The organism is methane-oxidizing endosymbiont of Gigantopelta aegis (assembly GCF_016097405.1).
Taxonomy (GTDB): domain Bacteria; phylum Pseudomonadota; class Gammaproteobacteria; order Methylococcales; family Methylomonadaceae; genus Methylomarinum.
This window is the reverse complement of the sequence record NZ_JAEHGD010000001.1, coordinates 1,684,445-1,708,803: the sequence shown is the minus strand read 5'-3', so window position 1 is coordinate 1,708,803 and position 24,359 is coordinate 1,684,445. Positions and strand designations below refer to the sequence as shown.

Genomic DNA, 24,359 nt, shown 5'->3' with positions numbered 1-24,359 from the left:
CTACTCATCATTATCTTCAGACAACTTTATCCAACGCAAGCGATTCGCGTTAGTCACGACGGTCACCGATGACATGGCCATCGCAGCCCCCGCAATCATCGGACTCAATAAAATACCAAAAACAGGATACAACACGCCCGCTGCGACTGGAATGCCGATACTGTTATAAATAAAAGCGCCGAACAGGTTTTGTTTAATATTTAAAACCGTTGCTTTCGATAAGGCGATGGCATCGAGCACTTTAAGTAAAGAACCCTGCATAATCACAATATCGGCACTTTCTATTGCGACATCAGTACCTGTACCGATAGCAAAACCGACATTTGCCTGAGCCAAAGCTGGCGCATCATTGATACCATCACCGACCATGCCAACGATTTCGCCTTGACCCTGCAGTTCTTTAACGACTTTCGCTTTATCTTCTGGCAATACCTGCGCCCGTACTTCAGAAATCCCGGCCTGTTTGGCAATAGCTTTTGCCGTCACTTCATTATCGCCGGTCACCATCAGCACGCGAATACCTTGCCCTTGCAATCGCTTAATCGCTTCGGAAGAATCTTTTTTAATCGGGTCAGATACCGCAATAATACCGGCAATTTTGCCATCGACAGCCAGCAGCATAGCCGTTTGACCTTGTTCAGACAATCCATCCAGTTTTTTCTTTTGTGTTGTCGTCAGTTTAATCCCCCGGCTTTCCATCAAAGCCTCATTGCCAAAACACATCGGCTGCTCCTCACTTTCAGCACAAATACCATGTCCAGCAATAGCTTCAAACTTGCTCACCTTAGTCAGCGGTAACGATTTTTCTTTGGCTGCCGCCAAAATCGCTGCCGCTAAAGGGTGTTCTGAGCCGGCCTCAAGACTGGCTGCGCATCGTAATACCTCATCTTTTTTGAAACCAGTGAAGGCTTCAATTGCAGTCACACTTGGCTTACCCTCGGTCACTGTGCCGGTTTTATCCAAAATGATGCTGCTTATTTTCCCGGCAACCTGCAAGGCTTCGCCATTGCGAATTAAAATACCCATTTGTGCCGCACGACCGACGGCCACCATGACAGAAATTGGGGTTGCCAGCCCTAGTGCGCATGGACAAGCGATCACCAGAACCGTCATCGACGTGACAAAGGCGTAGCCTAATGAAGGTTCGGGGCCAAAAATCAGCCAGACAAAAAAGGTGAATACAGAAATAGCGACTACGGCTGGCACAAAAATGGCCGAGATTTTATCGGCCAGCCGGGCAAGTGCCGGTTTAGTGCTTTGCGCCTGACGGACACTTTCAATAATTTGCGCCAGCGCGGTATCTCGGCCGATTCGGGTTGCTTTGAATAAAAAGCTACCTTTGATATTCATCGTTCCGGCGACAACTTCTGAGCCCACAGTTTTCTCAACGGGCATGGACTCCCCCGTCAGCATGGATTCATCCACCGTGGAATGGCCTTCAATCACCTCACCATCTACCGGGATTTTTTCCCCGGGCCGGACGCGGATAGTTTCACCCAAACCAACATCTTCGATTGGTACATCCATTTCCTGACCGTCTCGTATCACGCGTGCAGTACGAGGCTGCAAGCCAATCAATTCACGAATTGCAGCGGATGTTTTGCCCCGGGCGCGGGTTTCCAATGCACTTCCGAAATTGATAAAGGCTAGAATAATCACCGAGGCTTCAAAATAAGCGTGCGGCGACAAAGACGGCATTTTATCGGCAAAATCAATTAAAATGGTCGAATAAAACCAGGCCGCTCCGGTTCCCAAAGCAATCAGGGTATCCATATTGGCCTGCCCTAATTTAAACGACTTGATCGCTCCTTGAAAAAAATGTCCCCCGGAATAATATAAAATTCCCAACGTTATCAATGACACATAGGGCCAAAAAACCTGACCGGCTTCGCTGTCTATTTCGGGCAGCCAGCCTAAATGGCCAGCAATCATCAATGGAAAGCCAAACGCTGCGGCGACAATCGCTTTTTTTATCAGCTTTTGATAACGCGCCATTTCCTGCTGCTCTTCTTCAGCGGGGTCTTCTAGGCCCTCCATCACCGCAGCGTCATACCCCGCTTCCTGCACGGCCTGTTTCAATTGTTCAGGATCGACATTACCCTGCACTGTCGCCGTATGATTGGCAAAGTTAACGTTGACAGATTCCACACCTGGCACTTGTTTTAATGCGCCTTCCACAGCCCCCACACAACCAGCGCAACTCATCCCTAAAATAGAGAGTCGAATTTCAGGTGTTGAATCTGTCTGTATTTCATTATTCATATCGTCTACCACTATCGTTGTGCCATCGGACGAGAATTAACTCGAATATTGCCAACCGCCCTATGCATAAGCTACTGAATATTTTGTACTAACTTTATGTTAATCGTTAACGACATAGCCGGCATCGGTAATAGCTTGCTTAATAGCCGCCAGATCAATTTTTGACGCATCAAAGCTAACTTCAACCGAATCGGCTTTATGATCTGCCTTTACTTCAGTAATGCCCTCTAATTCCGATAGTTTCTGTTTCACATTATTTTCGCAACCACCGCATTTCATGCCCGTTACTTTTAAAACTACTGTTTCAGTCATTTTTCTCTCCTCTTTATTTTTTTCTACTAGAATAAATAGTGTACGTCATCATAATATGATGGCAAGCATCGTTGTTGCAACAAATATGATAACTATAATCAAAACGAACTATGCAAGAAATTCTGATCGGGCGCCAGCAAATCCTTGACCATAATCTAGATATTTTTGCCTATGAAATTCTGTTTCGAGGGCGTAATTTTGATATATCCAACCCTGATGATGCACATTTAGCAACGAACCAGGTTATTTCGGATACTTTGCTTGAAATCGGTTTAAATAATCTTGTTGGTAGTGCAAAGGCTTTTGTTAATTTTACCGAACAAAACCTACTCGACAAAACCCCCTTACACTTACCTAAAGATCGTGTCGTTATCGAAGTTTTAGAAGGCATCAATATAACCCCCGAACTGGTTTCAACGTTAAAAGAGTTTTCAAACAAAGGCTATACGCTGGCACTGGATGATTTTATTCTAACCCCGGAATGGCTGCCTTTATTGGAATTTGCTGACATCATAAAGCTTGACATCATGCAAATGCCGATGAAAAAAACACTGGCTTTAATTGAACAACTCAAACCTTATCAACTGACCTTACTGGCCGAAAAAGTTGAAACGCATGAAGAATTTCAAATTCTACAGCAAGCAGGCTGCAGCCTTTTTCAAGGATTCTTCTTCAAAAAACCGGAAACAATTCAGGGCAAACGAAAAGAAGTCAATCAAACAGGTGTTATGAATTTATTGGCTAAAGTTAACCAACCTGATGTGTCTTTTAACGAAATCAGTCATATTATCAATCATTGCCCTAGCCTGGCCTATAAACTACTGCATTATATAAACTCTTCCTTTTTCGCAGTCCCGCGCCGCGTAGAATCGATTTCACATGCCGTATCACTATTAGGCTTAAACCAATTAAAGCAGTGGATCAATATTTTGACATTATCGTCCATGACTGAAAAACCACTCGTCGTTATCCAAAGCCTAATGGTTCGCGCCAAAATATGTGAATTATTGGCACCCCATTTTTCCGAAAAAGCCGAAACCTTATTTATGATTGGTATGTTCTCCGGCTTAGATAGCCTCATGGATGCCCCACTAGATGAAATCATAGCTCAACTTCCTCTAGAGAAAAATATCAGCGATGCAATCTTGCATCACTCAGGGACAGCAGGCCAGGTGTTGGCGCTTGTTTTAGATTATGAAAAATGGGAAAATTCGCTTACTGAGGTACAATCATCTTTACCGCCCAATATGAGTCAACTTTATCTGCAAAGTATTGAGTGGACCAACCAACTTCTTAGCAATGCAACCTAACCCATGAAAAACACCTTATCATTATTTTCCTTTTTGTTTTTTCTACTCTTTTCCGGTCTTTTATGGGCCGCAGATCTTAAAAATCTCTCTGTCGAAGAGGTCGAAGCCCTGCAAAAACAAGGCGATGTCTTGATTATTGATGTTCGAACTCCAGAAGAGTGGAAGCAAACCGGCGTTATCCCCGGCAGCGTTCCATTACAATTTTTTGATAAAGACGGCAATGCCTTGACACAAACCTGGCTCACCCAATTTGACCAGCTCCGGAAATCACCCGACCAGCCAGTCATTCTGGTTTGTCGTTCAGGTCATCGCAGTGGTTTGGTCGGGAACTTCCTGACTAAAAAATTGGGTTTGGAGCATATCAATCATTTATCGACAGGACTCAAATCTTGGCTGAAAGCAGGCAAACCAGTCAAGCCTGTCTGCCAGGCCAGCGCGCCATGTTAATACAGCACCATTTTTATTAAAAGTTCACACTAAATTTATATTTCAACGACCTTTTACAAGTGAATATAACTCAACAAAGAAAAATGGATGCTGTACGAACATGACGGCAAAATCATTTACCCATCAAACCATCGCTCTGGCCGGTATTGCGCAGGCCTGCGCGCTGGTCGAGCAATTAGCCTCAACTGGAAAAGCCGATACAAAGGCCATGCAAGCCAGCATTGGCAGTATTATGCAAACCCATCCTGATAGCGTTTTATCGGTTTATGGCGATCTTGAAGGATTGAAGATAGGTCTGACGTTTTTGGAAAAACATCTGGCTAAAAAACAAATTCTGCACCCTCAGCAGGCACGCTATGCGGCCTCGTTAGTCTATCTAGAACGGCAATTATCCAATCGCCCACAAATGCTCAAAACTGTAGCCGAAGGCGTACAAAAAGCGCAATCCCAGGCAGATTATTTTGAGCTGCTACACGATAATGTTCTGGCCAGTCTAGCCGATTTATATCACAGAACCATCAGTACCATTCCCCCTAAAATCATGGTTGATGGAAAACCGGAATACCTGTCAAATCAAGCCATCGTCAATCGTATCCGCGCCTTATTATTGGCCGGTATTCGCTCGGCTATGTTGTGGCGTCAATGTGGTGGCGCACGCTGGAAATTCTTGCTGCTGCGTCAAAAATACCGCGATGAACTTCAATTTCTGCAATCCCAACTTTAAGCCTGTCAAAGTATGACAGCACTGATTGAAGCCAAAAACCTGTCCCGCTTTTATGGCCGTCAATGTGCCGTTGACGATGTCAGCTTCAACCTTAATAAAGGCGAAATACTCGGGTTTCTAGGCAAAAATGGTGCGGGCAAAACAACCACGATGCAGATGCTTTGCGGCTGCCTGGCACCGAGTGCCGGTCAGATTTTAATCAACGGCATCGACCTTCTCGACCAGCCCAAACAGGCCAAATCGGCATTAGGCTATTTACCCGACACGCCACCACTCTATAAAGACCTTACTGTCCATGAATTCTTGCACTATTGCGCCCGCCTGCATCGCGTTCCACGGCAACGATGCGCGAAAGCCGTACACAAGGCCGAGCAGCGCTGCGGCCTTGAATCCGTGCGCCATCGGTTGATCAATCAATTATCAAAAGGCTTTCAGCAACGAGTTGGTATTGCCCAATCGATCCTCCATGAACCCGATGTGATCATACTCGATGAACCCACCGTCGGCCTAGACCCAATTCAAATCCAGGAAATTCGCCAACTGATTAAACAATTAGGTGAAGAACACGGCATTATTCTGTCCACCCATATTTTATCGGAAGTGCAACAATCCTGTAGCCATGTCCAAATCATCGACCAAGGCCGACTTATCCTGAAAGAATCCATTGCTGGCCTGAATCGGCTGATGAACACGGAGCGCATCAAACTCCGCACACGACAACCGATCGATATCGACACCATCAAAGCACTCGATGGCATTACCGCAGTAGAAGTCCAATCGCCTCACGACTATATTGTCCATTTCCACGCAAAGACTGCCGTAACGGATATACTGGCAGCCTGTGTACTGGAAAATCGGTGGGGACTTGAAGCTATCGCCCCACTCAAAAAATCCATGGAAGATATTTTTATCAGCCTGACCACGCAAACACACGCATGATATTTACTATTGCACGCCGGGAATTTCAATCGCTGTTCCTGTCACCGTTGGCCTGGTCGGTGTTAGCGGTCATTCAGTTCATTCTGGCTTATCTGTTTCTGACTCAAATCGAAACCTTTATCGCCTTTCAATCGCGGCTGGCTCAAATCAGCCATGCCCCCGGCATTACCGATATTATCGTCGCCCCCTTGTTCAGCAACGCCGCCGTTATTCTACTGCTGGTCACCCCCTTGCTGACCATGCGTACACTGTGTGAAGAACGACGCAACAAAACGTTGACACTGTTGCTTTCTGCCCCGCTTTCGACCACCGACATCGTGCTGGGAAAATATCTGTCGATTATCGGCTTACTAACCTGCATCGTCGCCATGACTGGTTTAATGTCACTCGCCTTGTTATTTGGCGGCGAACTGGATTTTGGCAAATGGTTTTGCAATCTTCTTGGTCTGCTACTATTAACCGCGGCATTCGCCGCATTAGGTCTCTATCTGTCCAGTCTCGCCAGTCATCCGACCATCGCCGCTATTGGCAGTTTTGGCTTGCTGTTACTGCTCTGGATTATTGATTGGAAAGCCGGTTTAAAAAATCAGAGTAGCGATGTCTTAGAATACATTTCCATGCTGCGTCACTTCCAGAATCTGCAAAGCGGCCTGCTAGACAGCCAGGACGTGCTGTATTTTGTGCTATTTTGCGCCACCTTTCTGATTCTCAGTATTTTTCGTCTGGAATACGAGCGCCTGCAAAAATGAAAATCACCCCGCATATTCACCGAAAACTGTGGTTGAACGCCATTTTAAAAACTTTTGCCTTGCTGTCACTGCTGATTGCAGCCGCCTGGCTTAGCACTCGTTACCATACACAAACTGATTTAACCGCAAATCAAAACAACACCCTATCGCCTGTTTCCATTAAAGTCTTACAAAAATTATCGGCGCCGATCCAAATTCACGTCCTGATTTCCGATCCTAGCCTGCGCCAACAAATTGCCGATTTATTGGCGCAGTATCAACGCGTTAAACCGTCGATTACCATTGACTACAGCGACCCGAAAGCGCACCCTGAATTGAGCAAAAAATACCATCTCAGCTCAGTCGGTGCAGTCGTCGTTGAATACAAGGGTAAACATGAAAAAATAACTTACCTGGATGAAAACAGCCTGACCAATACCCTGCTGCAATTAGCGAGCAGTCGGGATATTTGGCTAAGTTTTTTGACCGGACACGGCGAACGCTCCCTTGAAGGACAGGCCAATTTTGATCTAGGCTTGTTTGGTGCCGAACTACAAAAACGCGGCATTCATCCGCAATCGCTTAACCTGGCCAAAACCGGCGCAATTCCAGATAATTCATCATTACTGGTTCTGACAGAACCAGGTGTTGCGCTATTACCCGCTGAGATGCAACAAATTACAAATTATCTAGAACACGGTGGTAATCTTCTGTTGCTAACCGACCCGGAACGCAGCTTCCTGCATCCGTTATTGCACCACCTAGGGCTTAAAAAATTAAGTGGCCAACTGCTCGGCTCGCAATCGTCACTTTATGGCGTAGACAACCCAGGCTTTATCCTGATCAGCCAATATCCTTCCCACCCCGTGACCACAGCCTTTAAAGACATGACGATATTCCCGGGCGTCGCCGTATTACAAAATACTGAAAGCAGCGAATTTAATCTGCACACACTACTGCAAAGTGACACGCAAGCCTGGCTCGAAAGCGATCCTGCAACAGCCGATAGTCAATTTGACGCCGACAGCCCGGACCAGATGGGGCCACTGGATTTCGCCTACAGCCTGACCCGGACACTCAAAACAGGTCAGCAACAACGCATTATTGTCATCGGTGATGCCGACTTTCTCGCCAATGCTTACCTGAACAACGTCGGTAATCTGGAACTTGGCCTGCGCATAATCCAATGGCTGACCCATAATGATCAATTCATTGACATTCCAGCGCGGGACAGCGTCGGCAAAAGCTTGCACTTCAATGATCTGACGCTAGGCTTGCTCAGCACCTTTTTCCTGATCCTGTTGCCGCTTATCTTTCTGGTATCCGGTTTTTATATCTGGCGAAAACGCAAACAAAATTAATGCCCGAGCTTCCCGAAGTCGAAACCACCTGCCGCGGTATCAAACCATATCTTGTCGATAAAACCATTCAGCAGGTCATTGTCCGGCAAATGCAATTACGCTGGCCGGTGCCTGACAACTTGCATGAAAAACTTCAAGGGCACCATATCCGAGCGGTTTTCAGGCGGGCAAAATATTTATTAATGGAGGTTAGCAACGGCTGCGTTATTCTGCATCTTGGCATGTCTGGAAATTTAAGAATTATTCCCGCCAACACAGTAGCCGCAAAACATGACCATATTGATTTTGTCTTGACCGATGGTAACGCCCTCAGGCTGAATGACCCACGCAAATTTGGCGCCGTTTTATGGACGGATCAATCTATCGATAAGCATCCATTATTCAAAGATTTAGGGCCGGAGCCTTTATCTCCCCAATTTAACGGCAGCCTGCTTTATCAAAAAGCCAAAAACTGTAAAATCGCCGTCAAAAATTTTATTATGGATAGTCATATTGTCGTTGGCGTCGGTAATATTTACGCCAGTGAAGCTCTTTTTATGGCCGGTATCCATCCAAACCGCCAAGCCGGTAAAATATCCCTCAAACGTTACCAAAAATTAGCCGAAGCCATTAAAACCGTATTGCAACACGCGATCGACCAAGGCGGCACAACGCTAAAGGATTTTGTCAACGCCCAGGGAAAGCCCGGCTATTTCCAGCAATCCCTGGCTGTTTATGGCCGAACAGAACAGCCCTGCCTGCAATGCGGCCAAACGATTCAACAGATTAAAATTGCTCAGCGCAGCAGTTTTTTTTGCAAACACTGCCAAAAATAAGAAATGCTTATCAAATTATTTTTTTGAACTGATACAGAAAATAAAAAGGCCCTACAAATAAATGTAGAGCCTTTCTTTTATTTGGTACCGAGGGCCGGAATCGAACCGGCACTTCCGAAGAAACTGGATTTTGAATCCAGCGCGTCTACCAGTTTCGCCACCTCGGCAGAGTTGAGGTATTATACGGGTATTCGGTGTTTTTTCAAGTGTTTTTTAAGCCTCCAGAACAACCGCTTTTTTTATTTTATTCATCGCATTCTTTTCTAGCTGCCGAATGCGTTCAGCTGAGACATTGTAGCGTTCGGCCAACTCATGCAAGGTTGCTTTTTCACTGGATAACCAGCGACTGGTCAGGATATCCTGGCTACGCTCATCCAGATTTGCCATCGCTTTTGACAACAAGTCTTCCTCATGCCCTTGCCAATCATCTTTTTCTAAAATCACAGCCGGATCCGCATTGCGTTGCTCCAGATAATTAACCGGTGCAAAGTTTGTTTCATCTGATACATCATCGCCAGGCTGATCAAATGCCATATCATGTCCATCTAGCCGGGTTTCCATCTCATACACTGTTTTTACATCGACAGAGAGTTCATCTGCAATATGCTCGGCTTCATTTTTAGTCAGCCACTCCAGTTTTTTTTTAGATTTACGCAAATTAAAAAATAATTTACGCTGCGCTTTGGTAGTCGCAATCTTTACGATACGCCAGTTTTTAATCACAAATTCATGGATTTCAGCTTTGATCCAATGCACAGCAAAAGAAACCAAACGCACTCCCATATTTGGGTTGAAACGTTTAACCGCTTTCATTAAGCCAATATTACCTTCCTGAACCAAGTCAGGTAATGGCAAACCATAACCACTATAGCCTTTGGCAATATGTACGACAAAGCGCAAATTAGATAAAACCAATTGACGAGCGGCGTCTATATCGCCTTCCTCATGAAAACGCACAGCTAATTTATGTTCTTCCTCAGCTGACAACCTAGGCAGCTGAGCAATGGCGTTGACATAAGTATCAAATGTGCCAACTGATAAATTGGCAGGTAGTGTTAATTCATTACTCATGTTGCCCTCCGTTGATATTTTTTATTCGTATTATTAGCACTCGCATAGGTAGAGTGCTAATAATGTAAAAAGTTCACTCTTTTTTAAAAAGTTTTTCCTTCGGTTAATCTATACAACATAGAGTCTTCAAATACATCCTTTGTGTATCAGTTGTCACAATCTCCCGGACCTTCTGATTCGACCCAGCCTCGGCCCTCTAAAAATCCTTCAGCGAGATCTGATTCGGTTGGGCCAAATTGCCGCGTCAAGCAGCCTTTTGCATACGGGTTTTTACAACAGCAACTCATCCTTTTAGTATGTTTATAAACCGACTGTACCCCCATGTCAACAGGCGGCATCCAGTTTTCTTTTTTATTGCGTGTCAACCACTTATGCAGTTTCATATTTGGATGTCCGGTCGCAAAATCAAACAAATAACCGCAGGTTCCAGCTGTTGTTATTTTATGGCAACGTGTACAGATCTGCTTTTCACCGTTGACCGGCGTAGTATCTAACTGCAAAAATCCTTCCTTTCGAAAATGATCGATAAAGGGCTTACCCACTAACAGCATAGGCAAGTCTTTCATGCTGTAGATACTTGGCAAACCATGACTGGAATTGATGTAAGGACTGTATTTGAAACCATGTGCATTATGACAGTTGATACATCCTGCCTGAGCGGTAAGCTGTGGCGAACGAAAAGCCTGGTTCGCATCCCGATACCAGAGTTCTTCCGGAAAACCTTCGGGGGGGCGGGCATGATCGGGGTTATAATTTTTCAAATAGTCTGATTTAGCGGGGAGCGGTTTATCAAGTGGCGGAATAAAGCCTGTAAATTGTTTGCCATATTGGGTTAAATAGCAGGCCTTTCCAGTGCGGATATTGCGGAAAATAATACCTAAATCATTGAAGGTATTGTATAGATAATAAAGCTGTTGTTTTTCTGCGGCTGTTTTCGCTTGCAAAATCGCCTGTTTGCGCTGGTTCTGGTCTTTTCCTAAATTACTTTGTGTATCGCGATACCAGGTTTTGTCATTCTGATTACCTTTTTGCCGACAATTCACCACCATTACATTGTCTTCATCCAGTGGAATCACTTGCAGATGGGAATATGTCCAACAACCAATATCGCCACCCAACCAATGTGGATTATCGCATTGTTTGCCTTGCGATAATGTAGACCAATTGTGACTGTTTATTTCCTGTTTATCGACATAAATAGGAATCTTTTTGCCATCCAAACAGGAGACAACGGGCAAATCGCGCTGAATTCCCAGTTCGGCCTTACACTCTTCTACATACTGATAAATATCATAATCAGAAGTGGTGGAACGTTGTGCCGGATTTAAACGGATAAACACCGTTATCAAGATCGCCACAAAAACCAGAAACAAGACCTGTGTTTTCATCACGCGTCCTCCTCTGTCAATATTGTTTTTAGGCTATATTCTCAAAATACGCCCCGACAGGCAAAACGTGTTTTTACGGAGGCTCGGTTGTTATCAGCTCACGCATCAATGCCGTTGCATAAGCACCGGCCGGTAAACTGAACACAAACCGCCATTGCGATGTCCCGATTTGTTGCCAATGCAGGTTTTGAGGAATGACACGCAATGCGCGATAATCGGCCGTCAAGCCAAATGTGGACAATCCAGCTGTGATTTCTGGATACTGCTGCAATATGCGTTGACTGATTTCGGGTAAATCGCTTGTCGTCTGCCCAAACAGCACAGCCGTTGGATGAATATCACCGGCCTGACATCGTTCCGGCAATGTTTTATCCGACTCATCGTATTCAAACAAACTATGGCTGTTATCAAGCTGACAAATGTCTCCCCCAATCAGCTGATTCCAATTCCCTTGACGCACACGTTCGGCTAAAATCTGGTTGAACAACCATGAGCGGGCAGCGGATAAATACAGACTCCGGTGCTGTCGTTTGACGCGCTGGCCGTTAAACATGGCCAGTGCTTTGTTGAGATTTTGCCCATCACGGCCAAATCGCTGCTGTGCAAAATAATTGGGGAAACCGGCCGTTTTAATCTGTTGCAACTGCTGTTGCAGACGGCTGTTTTCACCTTGCCAATCACGAAGATTAATTTGAAAATGGTTACAGCGAATAGCGCCGCGCTTTAGTTTGCGTAAATGGCGGCTGACCTGCAGTACTTTAATCTGCTGGGTTTCAATGTCCCGCCACTCAAGTTCTGGCTTACCGGGCAACCAGATGCTGAACCATTGTCGGGTGCGCGCATGCCGGTCTTTGAGTCCGGCATAGCCAATATCACGCTGCCTAACACCGGCAAACCGCGCCAAAAGCCGAGCCACATAATCGGTATTTTCACCCTGTTTTTCAAGGTATAAAAAAACATGCTCGCCTTCTCCGGCAGGCTCGAAAGATAATTCTTCGATAACCTGGAAATCATCTACTGTCGATTTGATGAGTCCCGAACCAGATACGCCACCCCAGGCTCTAGGCCAATCTATTTGTGCATCAATCACACAGATTCGATCAACACAGCAGCTTGCACGGCAATGCCTTCTTTGCGGCCTTCAAAACCAAGCTTTTCGGTGGTTGTGGCTTTCACATTGATACGATCGACATCAACCTCAAGGTCTACCGCAATATTTTGACACATGGTCGCAATATGCGGTGCCATCTTGGGTGCTTGCGCGATGATGGTAATATCGGCATTAACCAGCCGATAGCCTTTATCTTTTACAATGGCATAAACGTGACGTAACAAAACCCGACTATCTGCACCTTTAAAATCAGGATCGGTGTCGGGGAAATGCTTACCAATATCACCTAAGGCTGCAGCCCCTAACAAGGCATCCGATAAGGCATGCAAGACGACATCGCCATCGGAGTGCGCTTCTAAGCCTTTTTCATAGTCAATTTTGACACCGCCTAAAATAACCTCACCACCATCTTTAAAACGATGCACATCATAGCCTTGTCCGATTCTAATCATTGTTGCTCCATATAAAATTGCGCCAGCGCTAAATCTTCCGGACGAGTGATTTTAATATTATCGACACGCCCTTCGACAATCTTCGGCTTGAAACCTTTAAGTTCCAAGGCGCTTGCTTCATCGGTGATCGCCGCATTGCCTTCAGCCTGTTGCAGGGCATCACGCAACAGTCCAAAGCGGAACATTTGCGGAGTTAAGGCGCGCCAGATTTTATCGCGATCGACACTGCCCATAATCACACCATCTTCTACACTTTTTAGCGTATCATGTGACGGTACAGCCAAAATTCCACCGACTTCATCCTGCTCTAATTGCTGCAATAATGCCAAAATATCCATTGTCGTCAAACAGGGTCTTGCCGCATCATGCACCATCACCCAATCCTGTTCATGAGCTTTTGTCAGGGCTTTTAATGCTGACAATACCGAATCGGCCCGTTCTTTACCGCCCGCAGCGGTCATCACATCCGGGTGTCTGGCAACCGCCAATTCCGGCCAGTATGGATCTTGTTCAGAAATAGCTACAGCGACGGCCGAAAACACAGCCGCATCCAGCAAGCGATTCAAGGTATGTTCGATGACGGTTTTTCCCGCTAGTGTTAAATATTGTTTAGGTTTATCGGCCTGCATACGTTTACCGACACCGGCCGCAGGCACGACAGCCCAGATTTTTGTTTTGCGCGTCATTCAAGTACCTGAAAAAAAGTTTCGTTTTTCTTGATCATGCCCAATTCATAACGGGCGCGTTCTTCAATCGCTTGTTTACCTTTACGCAGGTCTTGCACTTCAGCATACAATGCCCGATTACGCTCTTTTTCAGACTGAGATTGTTGTTGTAATTGTGCAAGACGGGCTTGATAATCCAATATCTGACCGATACTGGCATCCCCAAACCAAAGACGATACTGCAATTGCAATATTAAAAGGATTAAAACAGCGATAAGTACTTTGATGATCATAAAGCTCTATCAAAAAAGGTGGATACCCTAGCAGTATCCACCTGATCAGAAAAATGGATGCGACAGCCCCCATTTATGTGATGTTTTAGAGCATTTTAAATGCGCTACGACCAGCATAAACAGCCTTATCACCTAATTCATCTTCAATTTTCATCAGACGATTATATTTAGCGACACGGTCAGAGCGGCTCAACGAACCGGTTTTGATCTGGCCTGTACCTGTTGCAACTACTAAATCAGCGATAGTAGTATCTTCCGTTTCACCTGAACGATGGGAAATCACAGCCGAATAACCGGCCGCTTTTGCCATGCTGATGGCTTCCAATGTTTCGGTTAATGTACCGATCTGATTCACTTTGATCAGGATTGAATTGGCAATACCTTTGTCGATGCCCTCTTTCAAGATAGCCGGATTGGTTACAAACAAATCATCTCCAACTAATTGAATTTTATCGCCCAATTTTTCAGTGTGGTTTTTCCAGCCATCCCAGTCATTTTCATCCATACCATCTTCAATTGAAATAATTGGATATTTGTTTACCCACTCGACAAAGAATTCAGTCATTTCTGCTGAATTAAAGCTTCTGCCTTCTGATGCCAACTCATATTTGCCATCTTTAAAATATTCAGAGCTCGCCGCATCCATTCCTAGATATATATCTTGCCCCGCTTTGTAGCCAGCTTTTTCAATGGCTTCCAAAATGACTTCAATAGCCTCTTCGTTAGACGACAAGTTTGGCGCAAAACCGCCCTCATCACCCACCGTTGTTGCCAGACCTTTGCCTTTCAAAACTTTAGCCAAATTATGGAAAACTTCCGCCCCATAGCGAATCGCTTCACGGAAATTTGGCGCTCCAACAGGTAGAATCATAAATTCCTGCAAATCAACACTATTATCTGCATGAGAGCCACCATTGATGATATTCATCATAGGTACTGGCAAAATAAATTCGTTTGTAGCATTCAGGTAACGATATAAAGGTAAATTACCTTCCTGTGCCGCCGCATGCGCCGCTGCCATAGACACACCTAGAATAGCATTTGCACCCAATCGACCTTTGTTATCGGTGCCATCAAGTTCGATCATTTTCTGATCTAACGCTTTTTGCTCACCCGCATTCATTCCCATAACGGCTGCGCGGATTTCAGTATTGACATTTTCAACCGCTTTCAAAACGCCTTTACCCAAATAGCGAGATTTATCACCATCACGCAACTCAATCGCTTCACGCTCACCGGTTGACGCGCCTGATGGCACCATTGCCGACCCGATAACACCTGAAGCCAATCTGACTTCAGCCTCAACAGTTGGGTTACCACGTGAATCCAAAACTTCTCTTGCTCTTACATCTACTATTTCAGCCATGCTGTTTTTGCCCTTATAAAGTTGTTTCAATCAAACTGCCGGCTTTGACAGCCCGATCTATGGTTAATAAAACATCGAGTAATTCTTTCATTTTGCCCAGCGGCCAGGAATTTGGACCATCACTCAGAGCCTTTTCAGGCTCAGGATGGGTTTCCATAAAAATACCCGAAATACCCGCCGCCATTGCCGCCCGAGCTAAAACCGGCACGTGCTCGCGTTGACCGCCTGAACAAGTTCCCTGCCCTCCCGGCAATTGCACAGAGTGTGTGGCATCAAAAACGACAGGACAGCCCGTATCACGCATTACCGCTAAAGAACGCATATCAGAAACCAGATTATTATAGCCAAAGCTGACGCCCCGTTCACAGACCATAATCTGATCATTCCCCACCGCTTTAGCCTTATCCGATACCAGCTTCATATCCCACGGCGCCATAAACTGGCCTTTTTTGATATTGACAGGCTTTCCCTGTTTAGCGACAGCCTGAATAAAATTGGTCTGCCGACATAAAAACGCCGGCGTCTGCAAAACATCCACAACCGAGGCGACTTCTTCTAGTGGCGTATCTTCATGCACATCGGTCAACACCGGTACGTGTAATTGCTGTTTAACTTTCTCCAGAATCTGCAAGCCTTTTTCAAGCCCTGGCCCCCGAAAACTCTTGTGCGAAGAGCGGTTTGCCTTATCGAAAGAAGATTTGTAAATAAAGTTAATACCTAATTCCCGGGTGATTTCTTGCAGCTTACCTGCAACATCCAGTGTCATTTGTTCACTTTCAATCACACAGGTGCCCGCAATCAGAAAAAAGGGCTGATCAAGGCCTGCTTCAAATCCACATAATTTCATTGTTGACTCGCTTGTTGTTGATATTTTGCCGCCGCCTGCACGAAACCGGAAAATAACGGATGGCCTTTACGCGGTGTCGAGGTAAATTCTGGATGAAACTGACACGCCAAAAACCACGGGTGTTCAGGTATTTCAATGACTTCAACTAACCGCCCATCAATCGATTTACCGGAAAACCGCAAACCAGCTTGCTCCAGTTGTTCCAGGTAATTGTTATTGAACTCATAACGGTGTCGATGGCGTTCATTGATGACATCTTTTTGATACACCTGATGAACCAGGGAGTCCGGCTGTAAGCGACATTTTTGTGCGCCCAAGCGCATGGTTCCACCCAGGTTGGAGTCTTCCGTACGCACTTCGACACGCCCTTGCTGATCCTGCCATTCGGTAATCAGGCCAATGACAGGGTGCAAGGCATCCGGGACAAATTCGGTGCTATGGGCCCCCTCGAGTCCCGCCACATTGCGGGCAAACTCAATCACGGCCGACTGCATACCCAAACAAATCCCTAAATAAGGGATATTGTTTTCCCGAGCATAGCGCACGCTGGCAATTTTACCTTCCACGCCGCGCTCACCAAATCCGCCCGGCACCAGAATCGCATCGAGATCCTTTAAGGCGCCAACACCTTGTTCCTCAATGGCTTCTGAATCGATATACTGAATATTAACTTTATGGCGCGTATGAATGCCGGCATGAATCAATGCCTCGTTCAACGACTTATAGGCATCAACATGATCGACATATTTGCCCACAATCGCAATATTGACCACATCGACTGGGTGCGTCAGCGCATCGACCACGCGCTGCCATTCGGATAAATCAGCTTTAGGGACATCCAGGCGTAATTTTTCCACTACGATGTCATCAAGCCCTTGCTCGTTCAACAACAGTGGAATGCGATAAATCGTATCGGCATCAATCGCCGAAATAACGGCACGCTCGTTTACATTGGTAAACAAGGCAATTTTAGAGCGCTCGCTGGCGGGAATAGGTTGCTCAGATCGACAAATCAGAATATCTGGCTGAATACCGATGGTGCGCAGCTCTTTAACTGAATGCTGAGTCGGCTTGGTTTTGATTTCACCGGCTGAGCGAATATAGGGAACTAATGTTAAATGAATAAAAATAGCCCGCTCATGACCGAGTTCGACGCCAATCTGGCGTATCGTTTCCAGAAATGGTAATGATTCAATATCACCTACCGTGCCACCGACCTCAATAATCGCCACATCCATATCTTCAGCACTGGCATAAACCCTGCGTTTTATTTCATCGGTAATATGCGGAATGACTTGAACCGTCGCGCCTAAATACTCGCCCTTGCGTTCCTTGCGCAAAACTTCTTCATAAACTTGCCCTGTCGTGAAATTATTCTTTTTGGACATGGTGGTCTTCAAAAACCGCTCGTAATGTCCCAAATCCAGATCAGTTTCCGCGCCATCCTCCGTCACAAACACTTCACCATGCTGAAACGGGCTCATCGTCCCCGGATCGACATTGATATAAGGGTCCAATTTAGTCATTGTCACCTTAAGACCACGCTCTTCCAGAATTGCAGCTAATGATGAAGCGGCAATCCCTTTACCGAGTGACGAGACAACGCCCCCCGTAATAAAAATATATTTTGTCATGAAAAGTGCTTATCCCAATAAATCATGAATGCGAGATTAAACGGCCTATTTTAACATTTTTAACGGCCTTTAACGTTAAAATTTGACGACAACCATGGCAAAAAGCAGACAGAAAGAGTATTTATTATTTTGACTCAGATATTGAGTGCAAGCGCCTAGCTTAACCGCCGGTAGAATTCATATGCCGTAAAATAATGGGTTGTTCCTGCAAATTGAATTCGTGTTTTTCCGGTTTGATCTGCATGGCATCAATAATCACCTGCTTAAGCTTATTCATATCGCCCGGAAATGCGCGCACCACTTGCTTCAAATCCACTGAATGCTCATTTCCCAGACATAACAACAAACGACCCTCTGCCGTCAATCGAACACGATTACACTGGCTGCAAAAATTGGCACTATGTGGCGAAATAAACCCCACCCGTGTGTTTGCCCCCTCTACCTGATAATAAACCGACGGACCACCCGTTTTGTCTTGAACCTGAGTCAATGTAAATTGGGCGGCCAAATCCTGGCGGATTAAATGACTGGGATAAAAAACATCGGCGCGATCGTGGCTACTGATAACGCCTAGCGGCATTTCCTCAATAAAACTAATATCAATACCTTTATCCACGGCAAATTGAACCAAATCAGTCACTTCGGTATGGTTACGATTTTTCAGCACAACAGCATTGATTTTGACCCGTTCAAAACCGGCTCGTACCGCTGCATCTATGCTCTGCAATACAGTCTCCAAATTACCCGTCCGCGTCAGAATTTTAAATTTTTCCTTATCCAGTGTATCCAGGCTGATATTGACACGCTTGACTCCTGCACTTTTTATATTTGCGGCCATCTGCCCAAGCTTCGAGCCATTGGTCGTTAGCACCAATTCATTCAGTTTGCTCAAGCAGCCTAGCTCACCCAACAAACCCAGCACACCTTTCCGCACCAACGGCTCCCCCCCCGTGACCCGAATCTTTTGCACACCTAGCTCGACGAAAGCCTGACAAATAAAATGAATTTCCTCCAGCGTTAAAACCTGCGCGCGCGGCAAAAACGTCATATCTTCGGCCATACAATACTGGCAACGAAAATCACAGCGATCGGTCACAGAAACACGTAAATAATTAACGTGTCGACCGAAACGGTCTATCAGACTGTTTATATGATGGGTTTTTTGCATAAGCTAAGCAACAAAAACAAGACAGAGCTTTATCATACACGCTGAAAAGCGTGGCCGATAGGCTTTTAAAAATGGGAGGAAGATTAGGACAGCACAAGAATGGTGCCCAGGGACAGAATCGAACTGCCGACACGGGGATTTTCAGTCCCCTGCTCTACCGACTGAGCTACCTGGGCTTTCTTGTTCAAAAGAGCGGTGTATTATAATGACCTTTATTCCTTCAGTCCAGTAATACACTCAAAAAAATCCCCGACGGAGATAGGCCGGGGATTATCATTTAACCCAGATTCATCAACAACAAACGATAAGTAATTGATAAGTAAATATAAAAAACCATCACATTTCTTATTTACACTAACTACTCAGTTGTTATTGTATAGCTCAACCAGGTTAGCTGGATTCTTCGCCTGCGCGAACATCAAACTCAATTTTCCAACGTCGCCCATCCTGCTGAGAAACAGCATGCAACTCCAAGGTTCCAACTTCAGTCACGGCGGCAGATAGATGAACAGGCACAACTTCACCCGCTTTCCGCCCCTCATCCGGCAAAGTGATTTCGATTTCATCCAGCTCTTCGAGCTCATCTTCAGTCCAGAAATCCAGCCGTGTTCCGACCTTATCTTCCCGTCGGCTTTTCGAGGCAAAAAAGCGGAACCTAACTGGCTCGCCAACTACCAGACCAAACACATCATCAGGTAAGGCTTCTTCGGTCCCCTCTTCCATCCCGAATGGCGCAATACACAACGCTTCTATTTCCGGCGGCATGCCGGGAACGGCCGGCATAGCGCTCTCGACGCCGACATAATAGGATGCCGCAGTGCCGCCTTTAATACGAACGCCTTTGCCTTTGCGAACAAAGCCATAATAAGCCGCGCCTCGGGCGACCGCCAGGTCCAGGTCGGCGCCTTGTAACAATCGCGCATCCGGTGCCTGTTCGGCTTGCAACCAGCTATTGATAATCGCCATCAGCCGCTCGGCCAAAACCTGTGCCTTTAACACACCACCATTAAACAGCACCGCGCTAGGATGTAAAAATGACGCATTTTCCGGTAATTTTATATCATCCAGTTCATCGGTTGCGGCGACTTGCTTGGTTAAAAACGCCGCCAAATGACGGGTAATACCCGCATCTTGCGCATACGGCAAACCTTGAGATCGTAGCCCTGACCGTGGCCGTGAAATTGGCTTTTCCGAGATAGGGACTTCAGGTAGAAAACCTTCAACTAGAATCTGATTTAACTCATCCCGTGTCAATTCAGTTCTGAGGCTGCCACCGATTAACGATGAACCCCGATTAGCCACCACCAATGGAATACTATCTAGCTCGGGATCATTAAATAGTTTTTCCTTCGCATCACGGCACGCATGGGTCAAAGATTGAACCTGCCAGGCTTCCAATCGCTTACCACAGTCTTTCTCGAGCTTGGCTTTAACCGCATAGGCCAAAGCCAAATCCATATTATCCCCACCTAACAAAATATGGTCGCCGACAGCAACACGGTTAAGCTCCAGATTACCCTCGTGATCGGTAACAGCGATCAAGGATAAATCGGTCGTTCCACCACCGATATCGACAACCAGAATAATATCGCCGACATTGACATGATTCCGCCAGTCGCCTTCGCTGTTCTCAATCCAGCTATACAGCGCCGATTGCGGCTCCTCCAACAAAATAGCCTGATTCAATCCTACTGAGCGCGCGGCTTCAGCCGTTAGTTCACGTGCAGCCGGATCAAATGAAGCCGGAACCGTAATGGTGACATCCTGCGTAGCTAAATCGGCATCGGGATGTTCATAGGTCCAGGCATCCACCAGATGCTGCAAATAGGCCTGGGTTGCTTGAAATGGTGATACTTTTTCCACTTCATCCGGCGCATCGGCTGGCAAAATTGCTTGCTTACAATCTACGCCCGCATGACACAGCCAGCTTTTTGCACTGGCCACCAGACGAATCGGTGTTTTTCCACCCAGATTACGGGCAATTTCGCCCACCAAAAAGTCGGGTTTTTCAGTCCACGGCAATGCCGTTTCACCCTCGGAAATCTCCGCCTCATGGGGCAAATAGATAAATGAAGGCAGCTGCTCTCTTTCCTCAACTTCACCTGGCGCAATCAATTGCGGAACCGCCATAACATCCTGCACAACTTCATCGTCGGATTGATGCAAGTCAACATAGGACAAGACGCTGTGCGTCGTTCCCAGGTCTATACCAACGGAATAACGCGGACCTTCGGAATCTCTGTGTGCTTCAGCGTCATAATTCTGCGACTCAAGCGACTGATTATCAGCCTCATCCTGATTAGTGACATGTCCAAACAACTCACTCATAACTCAACCTCAGCCGGGGCAATAATTTTCGGGTCATGCTTTTCTGTTAATTTCGGCAAATGATATTCAGTAACACGCCAGCCTTTATGAATCAATGTGCCGGTAAAAGGCGGTTTGCCGACAATATTCCCTGTCAAACGAATCTCGGCCGAATTAAACCCTTCGTCCAACGTCACTTTACTGCCTTCTGTTTCCTGACGGATTGTGGTCAAACTAAAATGTTCATCAATCACTTTTTTACAGCCTTCATGAACCACCCGAGCGGCAACACCCACATCGGCATCCCCATATTGACTGACATCTTCATTGATAAAATCGATAAAACGCGCTTCTTTTTGCAACATCCCCAGCAATTGTAACGCTGCCTCAGGTGTCGCTTCTTTCAGTACAACAGGCTCTGGTGCAGGCCCCGGCACTTCGACTATCTTTTCAACTGGAACTTCAACCACCTTTTCAACTTCAACAATTTTTTCAACCACTTTAGTTTCAGGTTCGTTCGCCGCCATTTGCTGACGCATTTGCTCTGCTTTCTTGACGCAGCGCCTGTGACCTATTAGCACCGACAACAATACCGCAATCAGAATAAAGGCCAACAAAACCACCGTTGCCGCCAAACAAACATGCCACAAATCAAAGGTTGTCGGTCGTAGTGACAAATCAATGCTATAAACATTATTCATTTCTTCATTCCTTACTTAATATTTCCCGCCGCTTTTGCCGCTTCCTGATACATTAACTGCTTCAACAATCGCCGCGTTAATTTAATCCGCATCGTTTTCAAATGCCGGTCGGCGATGACGGCAGGTACTTTTGCCTCCAGATAAACTTTCCGCATATCGGCCAGCACCGGCTCACATTGTTTGATAATGGCACCTGTCGCCGTTCTACTCTCGATACTGGCATAGCCTTTCTTTTGCATTTCTTTGGCGACACAGCTTTTATAGTTAAACTGCGCACCTTGAATTTTTTTGATCGTAGCATCATCTAGCACAGACCCATCCCACTCACTCTCATTGGCATAGCTAAGTGCGCTGAATCCCACACTCAACACAACACACATTAAAAACTTTTTCATAACATCCCCTCATAATTTATGGATATTCAAGCACTTAATTTTACGCGAATTTGCCGACAAGCGTCCAAAGTTTCTTATTTTCAGACAGTTGCAGCCTATTATGAAAGCGGTATTGAACTAATTAAGCAATGGCTTCACAAAGCGATCAAACGCCTCCTGCCTGAAAACACCTTGCTGCATAAAAATTAAATGTCCATCTTGCCCAATTACAACGCTAAAGGGTAATACGCCAAATGGGTCGCCCCATTGCCGTAGCAGGCTATATTGCTGTTCCGGGTCAGCCTGTAGAACCGGATAATTGATGCCGACGGTACGAACAAAGTTTTTCAGTTTCCGAACCTCATCCAGCCCTACGCTGACAACCTGAAGGCCTTTGCCTGCGTAATCGCGTTGCCAGCGTATCAAATCTGGAATCTCCACCTGGCATGGCCCGCACCACGTTGCCCAGAAATTCAATAAAATGACCTTGCCATGCCAGTCATAAAGATTATGCGGCTTGCCTTGTAAATCATTCAACACAAGGGGCTTAAGCTTCCAGGCATTATCAATCGACTTCGATTCAGCACCAGCAGGCTGGGTAAATAAGCCAATCAGCCCTATAATTACGCCGAGGGTTGTTTTCAAAAAGTAAGATTTAAAACCATTGAGTCCGTACATTTTTTTAGTATAGAATATTACTACCTATTAAAATACTGTTTTTTCTGGAATTCATTATGCGTTATGCAAAAAAAATCCTGGCTTTAGCTGGCCTTTGTTTGGGGATAAGCACGTTTCCGATGGCCAACACCCTGACACCTGAATCGTTTACCCTGCAACAAGCCATTGATTACGCTTTGCTGCATAATCCTGATTTGCAAATCATGCAAAACAGAATCCAACAGGCTGAAGCACAATTAGACCAAGCGCTGTCTGCCTTTTACCCGGAAGTCAAAGCACGTTTGGGTTATGAACATTCCGACAATCCAGCCCGCGCCTTTGCCATGATTATTGCTCAACGCCGTCTTAACCTGACCGGCGGCACCGATTTCAACCATCCGGGCGGGGTCGATAATTACCGCCCTGAAATCAGTCTACAATATTCCTTGTTCCGTGGCGGTCAAGATTATTATGGCAGCAAGGCGGCACAATCGGCGGTCGATGCTGCCCAATTCGATAAAACCACGGTGCGCAACCAATTAATCGAAATGGTCACCCGCAGTTTTTATCATTATCTTGCTGCACTGGAAAATCATAAAGTCGCTTTGCATGCCATTGAGGCGGTTGAAAGCGAATTAAAACAAAGCCGCTTGCGCTATGCCGCCGGCACTGAATTAAAATCCGACGTCCTGTCCTTAGAAGTTCAGGCCGCCGCCGCACATGATCAGGAAATTCACGCCGCCAATACGGTGGAACTGATAAAGACCAGCCTTAAAATTTTAATGGGTTTGACGGCAGAACAAGCACTGACGTTAGATTCAAGTCATAAGCCCAAATTACCGGAAACCCCGGAAGATTTTACCCAGCTTCTAGCCAAAGCCATGCAGCAACGTCCAGATTATCGGGCAGCCGATAAACGTTTGCAAATGGCCAGGCAGAAATTACGCGCCGCTCAAGGCGTTCATTTGCCCAGCGCCAGCGCTTATGTCAATTATGGCTCAGACAGCAAAGACATCGATTTCAGCACCAACCGGGATAATGTGACCGCCGGAGTGATGGTCGAAATGTCTTTATTCAGCGGCTTTCGTGATAGCGCCAAAGTTGACCAGGCTAAACACCAACTCGCTATCGCGCGTAAAAACCTGACCAAAACCCGGCTACAAATTGAAAATGACGTCAAATCAGCGCGTTTAAAACTCACTGAAGCGTTGAACCGGGTCAATGTCGCTAAAGCTTCCGTTGCTGCGGCAGAAGAAGCCTTACGCATGGTTACTGCGCAACGCGATTCAGGCGTCGTCACCGTCACTCGTTTTATTGAAGCTCAGGTGGCTCGCGATCAGGCCCATGCCCGCCACATTGCCGCCTACTTTGACGCACTCAGTGCACAGGCGCAACTCAATCAAGCCATCGGATCAAACAGGGATTAA

Annotated in this window: 24 protein-coding genes and 2 tRNA genes; 8 read left to right on the top strand and 18 right to left on the bottom strand. The window is 46.0% G+C overall.

Annotated features, from left to right (window positions below; all coding sequences use genetic code 11):
* Positions 1 to 2,262, bottom strand: coding sequence for a heavy metal translocating P-type ATPase (locus JEU20_RS08610; protein WP_198245024.1), 2,262 nt, complete (start codon positions 2,260 to 2,262; stop codon positions 1 to 3).
* A gap of 99 nt (positions 2,263 to 2,361) precedes the next feature.
* Complete coding sequence (locus JEU20_RS08605; RefSeq protein ID WP_198245022.1) at positions 2,362 to 2,574, bottom strand: heavy-metal-associated domain-containing protein; 213 nt, start codon at positions 2,572 to 2,574, stop codon at positions 2,362 to 2,364.
* Positions 2,575 to 2,684: 110 nt separating this feature from the next.
* Here JEU20_RS08605 and JEU20_RS08600 point away from each other — a divergent pair, with 110 nt between their 5' ends.
* From JEU20_RS08600 to mutM, 7 genes are all read left to right on the top strand, one after another.
* Positions 2,685 to 3,884: an EAL and HDOD domain-containing protein gene (locus tag JEU20_RS08600; RefSeq protein WP_198245020.1), complete on the top strand. Its 1,200-nt coding sequence runs from the start codon at positions 2,685 to 2,687 to the stop codon at positions 3,882 to 3,884.
* A gap of 3 nt (positions 3,885 to 3,887) precedes the next feature.
* A complete protein-coding gene (locus JEU20_RS08595) occupies positions 3,888 to 4,331 on the top strand; it encodes a rhodanese-like domain-containing protein (RefSeq protein ID WP_198245018.1) in 444 nt (147 codons plus the stop codon).
* A gap of 100 nt (positions 4,332 to 4,431) precedes the next feature.
* Positions 4,432 to 5,055 carry a high frequency lysogenization protein HflD gene (hflD, locus tag JEU20_RS08590; protein WP_198245016.1) on the top strand — a complete coding sequence of 208 codons (624 nt, stop codon included), beginning with the start codon at positions 4,432 to 4,434 and terminating at the stop codon, positions 5,053 to 5,055.
* A gap of 12 nt (positions 5,056 to 5,067) precedes the next feature.
* Positions 5,068 to 5,994: an ABC transporter ATP-binding protein gene (locus JEU20_RS08585; RefSeq protein WP_198245014.1), complete on the top strand. Its 927-nt coding sequence runs from the start codon at positions 5,068 to 5,070 to the stop codon at positions 5,992 to 5,994.
* Complete coding sequence (locus JEU20_RS08580) at positions 5,991 to 6,743, top strand: ABC transporter permease subunit (RefSeq protein ID WP_198245012.1); 753 nt, start codon at positions 5,991 to 5,993, stop codon at positions 6,741 to 6,743. The genes JEU20_RS08585 and JEU20_RS08580 overlap by 4 nt, the downstream gene beginning before the upstream one ends.
* Positions 6,740 to 8,083 carry a GldG family protein gene (locus JEU20_RS08575; RefSeq protein WP_198245010.1) on the top strand — a complete coding sequence of 448 codons (1,344 nt, stop codon included), beginning with the start codon at positions 6,740 to 6,742 and terminating at the stop codon, positions 8,081 to 8,083. Before JEU20_RS08580 ends, JEU20_RS08575 begins: the two co-directional genes overlap by 4 nt.
* A complete protein-coding gene (mutM, locus tag JEU20_RS08570) occupies positions 8,083 to 8,898 on the top strand; it encodes a bifunctional DNA-formamidopyrimidine glycosylase/DNA-(apurinic or apyrimidinic site) lyase (RefSeq protein WP_198245008.1) in 816 nt (271 codons plus the stop codon). Before JEU20_RS08575 ends, mutM begins: the two co-directional genes overlap by 1 nt.
* Positions 8,899 to 8,980: 82 nt before the next feature.
* Here the strand turns inward: mutM and JEU20_RS08565 are convergent.
* From JEU20_RS08565 to JEU20_RS08490, 16 genes are all read right to left on the bottom strand, one after another.
* Positions 8,981 to 9,065, bottom strand: a tRNA-Leu gene (locus JEU20_RS08565).
* Positions 9,066 to 9,111: 46 nt separating this feature from the next.
* Entirely contained in the window at positions 9,112 to 9,969 is an 858-nt protein-coding gene (gene rpoH / locus JEU20_RS08560) for an RNA polymerase sigma factor RpoH (protein WP_198245006.1), read from the bottom strand.
* Positions 9,970 to 10,115: 146 nt separating this feature from the next.
* The gene (locus JEU20_RS08555; protein WP_245395222.1) at positions 10,116 to 11,357 is read right to left on the bottom strand and encodes a hypothetical protein; all 1,242 of its coding nucleotides are present in this window, start codon (positions 11,355 to 11,357) and stop codon (positions 10,116 to 10,118) included.
* A 73-nt stretch (positions 11,358 to 11,430) separates the two neighbouring features.
* A complete protein-coding gene (gene truD / locus JEU20_RS08550) occupies positions 11,431 to 12,447 on the bottom strand; it encodes a tRNA pseudouridine(13) synthase TruD (RefSeq protein ID WP_198245004.1) in 1,017 nt (338 codons plus the stop codon).
* Entirely contained in the window at positions 12,444 to 12,917 is a 474-nt protein-coding gene (gene ispF, locus JEU20_RS08545; RefSeq protein WP_281066835.1) for a 2-C-methyl-D-erythritol 2,4-cyclodiphosphate synthase, read from the bottom strand. Before ispF ends, truD begins: the two co-directional genes overlap by 4 nt.
* Positions 12,917 to 13,606, bottom strand: a complete 690-nt coding sequence (gene ispD, locus JEU20_RS08540; RefSeq protein WP_198245000.1) for a 2-C-methyl-D-erythritol 4-phosphate cytidylyltransferase — start codon at positions 13,604 to 13,606, stop codon at positions 12,917 to 12,919. The genes ispF and ispD overlap by 1 nt, the downstream gene beginning before the upstream one ends.
* Positions 13,603 to 13,872, bottom strand: a complete 270-nt coding sequence (gene ftsB, locus JEU20_RS08535; RefSeq protein WP_198245958.1) for a cell division protein FtsB — start codon at positions 13,870 to 13,872, stop codon at positions 13,603 to 13,605. The genes ispD and ftsB overlap by 4 nt, the downstream gene beginning before the upstream one ends.
* A gap of 91 nt (positions 13,873 to 13,963) precedes the next feature.
* Positions 13,964 to 15,244 (bottom strand): phosphopyruvate hydratase, encoded by a 1,281-nt coding sequence (eno, locus tag JEU20_RS08530; RefSeq protein ID WP_198244998.1) that lies wholly within the window; start codon positions 15,242 to 15,244, stop codon positions 13,964 to 13,966.
* 13 nt (positions 15,245 to 15,257) lie between these two features.
* Positions 15,258 to 16,091 (bottom strand): 3-deoxy-8-phosphooctulonate synthase, encoded by an 834-nt coding sequence (gene kdsA / locus JEU20_RS08525; RefSeq protein WP_198244996.1) that lies wholly within the window; start codon positions 16,089 to 16,091, stop codon positions 15,258 to 15,260.
* Complete coding sequence (locus tag JEU20_RS08520; protein ID WP_198244994.1) at positions 16,088 to 17,725, bottom strand: CTP synthase; 1,638 nt, start codon at positions 17,723 to 17,725, stop codon at positions 16,088 to 16,090. Before JEU20_RS08520 ends, kdsA begins: the two co-directional genes overlap by 4 nt.
* 160 nt (positions 17,726 to 17,885) lie before the next feature.
* On the bottom strand, positions 17,886 to 18,893 hold the full coding sequence (gene moaA / locus JEU20_RS08515; RefSeq protein ID WP_198244992.1) for a GTP 3',8-cyclase MoaA: 1,008 nt from the start codon (positions 18,891 to 18,893) through the stop codon (positions 17,886 to 17,888).
* A 100-nt stretch (positions 18,894 to 18,993) separates the two neighbouring features.
* A tRNA-Phe gene (locus tag JEU20_RS08510) sits at positions 18,994 to 19,069 on the bottom strand.
* A gap of 214 nt (positions 19,070 to 19,283) precedes the next feature.
* Positions 19,284 to 21,221, bottom strand: a complete 1,938-nt coding sequence (locus JEU20_RS08505; RefSeq protein ID WP_198244990.1) for an Hsp70 family protein — start codon at positions 21,219 to 21,221, stop codon at positions 19,284 to 19,286.
* Complete coding sequence (locus JEU20_RS08500; protein WP_198244988.1) at positions 21,218 to 21,901, bottom strand: DUF2760 domain-containing protein; 684 nt, start codon at positions 21,899 to 21,901, stop codon at positions 21,218 to 21,220. The genes JEU20_RS08505 and JEU20_RS08500 overlap by 4 nt, the downstream gene beginning before the upstream one ends.
* 11 nt (positions 21,902 to 21,912) lie before the next feature.
* Positions 21,913 to 22,296: a hypothetical protein gene (locus tag JEU20_RS08495; protein ID WP_198244986.1), complete on the bottom strand. Its 384-nt coding sequence runs from the start codon at positions 22,294 to 22,296 to the stop codon at positions 21,913 to 21,915.
* A 117-nt stretch (positions 22,297 to 22,413) separates the two neighbouring features.
* A complete protein-coding gene (locus JEU20_RS08490) occupies positions 22,414 to 22,920 on the bottom strand; it encodes a TlpA disulfide reductase family protein (RefSeq protein ID WP_245395158.1) in 507 nt (168 codons plus the stop codon).
* A gap of 89 nt (positions 22,921 to 23,009) precedes the next feature.
* Here JEU20_RS08490 and JEU20_RS08485 point away from each other — a divergent pair, with 89 nt between their 5' ends.
* On the top strand, positions 23,010 to 24,359 hold the full coding sequence (locus JEU20_RS08485; RefSeq protein ID WP_198244982.1) for a TolC family protein: 1,350 nt from the start codon (positions 23,010 to 23,012) through the stop codon (positions 24,357 to 24,359).